The organism is Burkholderia sp. Ac-20353, from assembly GCF_017104785.1.
GTDB lineage: Bacteria > Pseudomonadota > Gammaproteobacteria > Burkholderiales > Burkholderiaceae > Burkholderia.
In genome coordinates this window covers 1-1,061 of sequence record NZ_JAAGPL010000515.1, presented here as the reverse complement: position 1 = coordinate 1,061, position 1,061 = coordinate 1, and the positions used below count along the sequence as shown (strand labels likewise).

At 67.3% G+C, this 1,061-nt stretch carries 1 protein-coding gene; it reads right to left on the bottom strand.

Annotation, left to right across the window (positions count from 1 at the left end; translation table 11 throughout):
• The coding region (locus G3N94_RS41675) for a hypothetical protein (RefSeq protein WP_205799955.1) at positions 1 to 1,061 on the bottom strand (1,061 nt) is incomplete at both ends.

Here is a 1,061-nt window from a genome sequence, read left to right as displayed (position 1 = left end):
GCCGACAGCGTGATCGACCCGGCATCGCTCCACACCGGCTGTGACGCATAGATGCCGTTCGCCTGCAACTGGTCGAAGTTCGCCGACGCGCCCGACACATCGATCTTCGAACCGGCCTGTGCGACGACGTAGCCCGAATCGCTCGACAGCGTCACCGAGCCGCCCGGCAGCACCTTGCCCGTATTCGGCACGACAGTCGTTCCACCAATCTTGACCGGCGCGGCAAGCGGATTGGCGAGTGCGATGCCCGACACGTCGAGCGTCGCATCGGAACCGAGCCACACGGACCGGCTGTTGCTCGGCGTGACGACGCTGAGCTGCCCGGGCTGCGCGAACACGCCGCCGCTATCCGCACTCAGCGTGATCGACCCGCCCGGTGCGACCACCGAGCCGAGCACCGTCACCTGCGTCGGCGAACCGAAGCCGATGCTCGCACCGGCATCCGCGTGGATCGACGCGCCGGACGACAGCGTAACCGCGCCGGTCACACCCGGATACGACAACGCTGTACCCGTTCCGTTTGACCATACCGCGTAGTTTCCGCCCGTCAACACCAGGCTTGTGGACTGCCGGTGATACGCGTCGAGCTGGCCGATCGTCGTCAGGCCACCCGCCGACAGATTCGCGCCCGAGCCCGTCTGCTGGAGCGCCAGTGCATCCGGTATGCGGTTCAGTTGTGTCAGCGCGACCGCCGCGCCCGGCGCCACCGTCGAGTCGTAATACGCGTTCAGCACATACTTGCCGAAACCCTGTTGCGAGAAGAAGTTCTCGGGCAGAACCACGTCCCATGGAGACGCCGCCGACCGCGGTCCCCCGATCCGGAAGCCGAGCGCTTCCAGTGTCAGCGTGCCGCCACCGGAGAAGCCCTCGCTCAGGATCGCACCGTTCATCGCGATCGTGCCGGCTATCGGCTGAGTCCCCGGCATGAACGCGCCGCCGTCGAGCGTATCGCCGAACTGCGCGCCCCCCGCAGGTGCCGCATACGTCTGCAACGCGACGTTGCCCCCGCGCCCGGCCGGCACCCCGTTCTGCATCAGCAACCGACCGTTCGCGAGCATTTC